The 4,253-nt window shown below is 72.8% G+C and carries 3 protein-coding genes and 1 tRNA gene; 2 read left to right on the top strand and 2 right to left on the bottom strand.

What is annotated here, in order from left to right; genetic code table 11:
* On the top strand, positions 1-184 hold a 184-nt coding region (locus EAO71_RS14580; protein ID WP_261992134.1), incomplete at its 5' end, for a carbohydrate-binding protein.
* Positions 185-293: 109 nt separating this feature from the next.
* On the opposite strand, the gene EAO71_RS14575 is transcribed toward EAO71_RS14580, so the two are convergent.
* Positions 294-2,309: a putative bifunctional diguanylate cyclase/phosphodiesterase gene (locus tag EAO71_RS14575; protein ID WP_261992133.1), complete on the bottom strand. Its 2,016-nt coding sequence runs from the start codon at positions 2,307-2,309 to the stop codon at positions 294-296.
* 355 nt (positions 2,310-2,664) lie between these two features.
* Between EAO71_RS14575 and EAO71_RS14570 the strand changes: the two genes are divergently transcribed.
* Positions 2,665-3,918 carry a M6 family metalloprotease domain-containing protein gene (locus EAO71_RS14570; RefSeq protein WP_147978127.1) on the top strand — a complete coding sequence of 418 codons (1,254 nt, stop codon included), beginning with the start codon at positions 2,665-2,667 and terminating at the stop codon, positions 3,916-3,918.
* A gap of 104 nt (positions 3,919-4,022) precedes the next feature.
* Here EAO71_RS14570 and EAO71_RS14565 read toward each other — a convergent pair.
* Positions 4,023-4,096 (bottom strand) — tRNA-Lys (locus tag EAO71_RS14565).
* Positions 4,097-4,253 lie beyond the last annotated feature (157 nt).

Here is a 4,253-nt window from a genome sequence, read left to right as displayed (position 1 = left end):
GCCCACGACCCCGCCGCCGACCACCGGCTGCACGTCCCCGGCGTACGTGGCGGGCACGGTCTACACCGGCGGTGCGCTGGTCTCCCACAAGGGCCACACCTGGAAGGCCCAGTGGTGGACCCAGAACGAGGAGCCGGGTACGACCGGCGAGTGGGGCGTCTGGAAGGACCAGGGCGCCTGCTGACCACCGGCTGACACCCCCTCATGACCGCTGCCCCCGCCCGGATGTCCCTCCGGCCGGGGGCAGCATCCATGTGCCGCCCCGGCCGCCCGGCCCGGCGCGGCGAACGGTTTCAGGCCGGCAGGGGAGCGGCGCCGATCAGTGCCGCGATGCGGTCGGGGGTCACCGCCCGGGAGTACAGCCAGCCCTGGCCGGTGTCGCAGCCGATGCGGCGCAGCCGGGTCGCCTGGCCCGAGGTCTCCACGCACTCGGCGGTCACCGTCAGACCGAGCCGGTGCGCCAGCTGGACCAGCGCCTCCACGATGAGCTCGTCCGCGGGGTTGGGGTGCGCCTCGTCCTGGAAGCCGCGGACGAAGGAGCCGTCGAGCTTGAGGGCCGAGACCGGCAGCCGGCTCAGATAGGCCAGGTTCGAGTAGCCCGTCCCGAAGTCGTCGATCGCGATCTGCACGCCCATGTCGCTCAGCGCCTGGAGCGCCTGGAGCGGCCGGCCGGCCGAGCCCATCACCGCGGACTCGGTCAGCTCCAACTGGAGCAGGTGCGGTGCCAGCCCGGTCTCGGCCAGGATGCCCGCCACGTCCGCCACCAGGTCGGAGTCCCAGACCTGGCGGACGGCCACGTTGACGCTCACGAAGAGCGGCCGTTCCCGGGGGTGGTCCTGCTGCCACTGCCGGGCCTGGCGGCACGCGGTCCGCAGCACCCACCGGCCGAGCTCCACGATCGAGCCGTCCTCCTCGGCGATCCCGATGAACCGATTCGGCGGGAGCGGGCCGAACTGGGGGTGGTTCCACCGCACCAGGGCCTCCACCCCGCGCACGGCACCGTCCGACAGTCCCACCAGTGGCTGGTACTCGAGGGCGAACTCGTTGCGCTCCACGGCGGGGCGCAGGGTCGAGCTGAGCGCCTGGCGCGTCATCCGGTGGGCGTTGCGCTCCGGGTCGAAGAGGGTCCAGCGGGCCTTGCCGTCGGCCTTCGCCCAGTACAGCGTCGTGTCCGCGGCCTGCATCAGCCCCGTCGCCGTCGTTCCCGAGGCGGCCCGCTCCACCACGCCGATCGAGGCGGAGACCGAGAGCCGCTGACCGGCGAGGTCGAAGGGCTGCTGGAGCGCGGTCAGGACGGACTGCGCCAGGTCCGCGAGCTGCTCCGTGCCCGCCGAGTCCTCGACCAGGATCGCGAACTCGTCGCCGCCGAGGCGCGCCACCAGATGTCCGCCGCTGCGGGTGTACCCGTCGCTGTCCGCGCACTCCGTGAGCCGGGAGGCCACGGCGGCGAGGAGCCGGTCGCCGACCCGGTGCCCCAGCGTGTCGTTGACGGCCTTGAAGCCGTCCAGGTCGAGGTAGCAGAGGCCGATCCGCCCTGTTCTGCCATGCCCGTACGACTCGTATGACTCGTAGGACTCGTACGACGATCCGCCGTCCGTGGTCCCGCCCGGGCAGGGGACGGTCCCCGGGCCGCCGTCCGCCGCGGGCCCGTCGAGGGCGGCCGCCAGCCGTTCGAAGAACAGCGTCCGGTTGGGCAGCCGGGTCACCGGATCGTGCATCTGGAGGTGTCGCAGGCGTGCCTGGAGCTCGCGACGGTCGCTGATGTCGGCGATCGAGAGCAGGACGCGCGGGCTCTCGGGCACGGGGGCGACGGTGACCTCGGCCCACAGGGAGCGCCCGTCGGGATGCTTGAGCCGGCGGGTGCAGCTGAGGCGGGAGCGACGGCCGCGGAGCACCTCGTGGTACGCGTGCCAGGTGCGGGCGTCGGAGGCGAGGTCGACGAGATCGGCGGCCGCCTGTTCCCGGAGCGCGTCCGCCTCGGTGCCGAGGAGGGTGCCGAACGCGTCGTTGGCGGAGATCACCAGTCCGTCGGCGTCGACGACGGCCATCGCCAGCTGGGCGGCCCGGAAGGCGGCGCGGTAGTCGCGCGCCTCGGCCTCGGAGCGGCACCCGGCAGCGGCCCGGAGTCCCGTATCGGAGGTATGTCCCGACCCGGCGGGGAGCCCGGCGACCGTGCGGCCCTCGACGGTCGGGAGCGTGCGCGGGCCCGTCTCGGCCGGGGGGTGGGGATGACGCTCCGTGATCGGAGGCGTGTGCTCCCGTGTGGGCGAGAGCTGGGCGTGCACCGGTCCTTCGGGGGTTCCGCTCACCGCTCGCTCCCGTAGTGCAGTCGGGGCCGTACAGATGTGGTTCGGGATGGTCGGCCTTGAAAGTGTGCCGATCATAGAGGTAGCCCGGGGGGCCGTTCCAGCTCCGTGGGGCCCTCCGGTCCGCCACGGGCCGTGAGTCGCTCGGCCGAGCGGCTCCGGCCGATCGTTTCTGCGCGGGTCTGACACGGGACGACGTCGCCGTGACCGAATGTGACTTTCCGTGAGCTGATGCCGTGCCGTGTCGCGTCGACCCCGTGTCGCCCGCTCACCCGACTGGGGCAGCGGAAAAGTGCGAAACGCGGCGAAACGGCACAGGGTGGGTGGGGTGTCCCCTATTCCGGAGCCGGAGGTCCACGTGAGGGGTCAGCAGACACCCGGGGGAGTGGAACGTCCGCGGCTGCGCGCCGTGTCGGCGGCGTTCACCTCCCTCGCCGCGCTCGCCGCGACCGGTCTCGTGGCGGGCCCCGCCGTGGGTGCCCCCGCGGCCGGACCCTGCGCCCTGCCCCGCACCTCCGCCCACCACTCCCTGGGCCTGGACACCTGGAACGGCTCCTACCCCAAGCCGGTCGACTCCCTCGACGCCGTCATGATCTTCCTGTCCTTCCCGGACTCCACCCCGCTGACCACCACCGACGAGCTGGCGGCCGACTACTTCCCCGGCACCGACGACTTCTTCCGGCGCGCCTCCTACGGGCGCTTCTCGCTGCTCCCGGWCGTCCGCCGCGAGTGGACGCGGATGCCGCAGCCGTCCTCCGCGTACGACATAAGGCGTGACTGGGACGCGGGCCGGCGCACCGCCTACCTGCGCGACGCGATCGCCGCGGCGGACGWCCGGGTCGACTTCTCGCGGTACGACATCGTCTACCTGGTCGCCGACCCGGACGCGCCGGGCGTGGACTCCGACGCCACGAAGGTCGTCAACCTGGACCACCCGCTCGACGTCGACGGAAAGGAGATCAAACGGGTCGTCACCGTCTTCGAGCGGCACCCTCCGGACCGCAACGTGCTGGCCCACGAGACCGGGCACGTCTTCGACCTGCCGGACCTCTACCACCGGCCGGTGGACGGCAAGGGCGACTGGGACACCCATGTGGGCGACTGGGACGTCATGGGCAGCCAGTTCGGCCTGGCCCCCGACCTCTTCGGCTGGCACAAGTGGAAGCTGGGATGGCTGGAGCGGAACCAGGTGACCTGCGTCCAGGGTCCCGGTTCGCGGCTGCTCAGCCTGGAGCCGATCGCGGCGGCGCCGGTGGCCGACGGCACGGTCGGCGACCGGCTCGCGGTCGTGCGGACCGGCTCGGGCAGCGTCCTGGCGATCGAGGCGCGCGGCGCGACGGGCAACGACCGGGACACCTGCACCGAGGGCGTGCTGGTCTACCGGGTGCGGAACGAGGCGGCGTCCGGCGACGGGCCGATCGAGGTCGTGGACACCCATCCGCACACCGAGGCCTGCTGGGACCGCTCGGTCTATCCGCCGCTCGCGGACGCGCCGCTCGGCGTGGGCGAGACCTTCACCGTGCCGGAGGACGGGACGCGGGTGGAAGTCGCCGACCGGACCCGGGCGGGGGTCTGGACCGTGAAGGTGACGGTGGGCGAAGAGGGTTCCTGAGCACCTCCGCGGAGCTGGTCCCGGCGTCCTTCGGGAGGCTCGCACCGGCGCGGCTGGGCACGACAAGAAGGCCCCCCGCTTGCGCGAGGGGCCTTCTTCGTCTGTGCGCCGCCAGGGACTCGAACCCCGGACCCGCTGATTAAGAGTCAGCTGCTCTAACCAACTGAGCTAGCGGCGCCTGCTGACGTCGTAGACCTTAGCATCCTGATCGGCGCGAGGAAAAATCGATACCCGCACGTCGGCGGCGGAGGCCGCGCGGACCGCCCGGACGCAGGCCCAGAGCATGACCTCGGGCCCCGGGAGCCAGGGGCTGCGCGTGTCGGGGGCGACGACCC

Origin of the sequence: Streptomyces sp. MS191 (assembly GCF_008042125.1) — a bacterium.
Classification (GTDB): Bacteria; Actinomycetota; Actinomycetes; order Streptomycetales; family Streptomycetaceae; genus Streptomyces.
The sequence above is the reverse complement of the archived record's forward strand: the minus strand, read 5'-3'. Positions and strand labels throughout refer to the sequence as shown.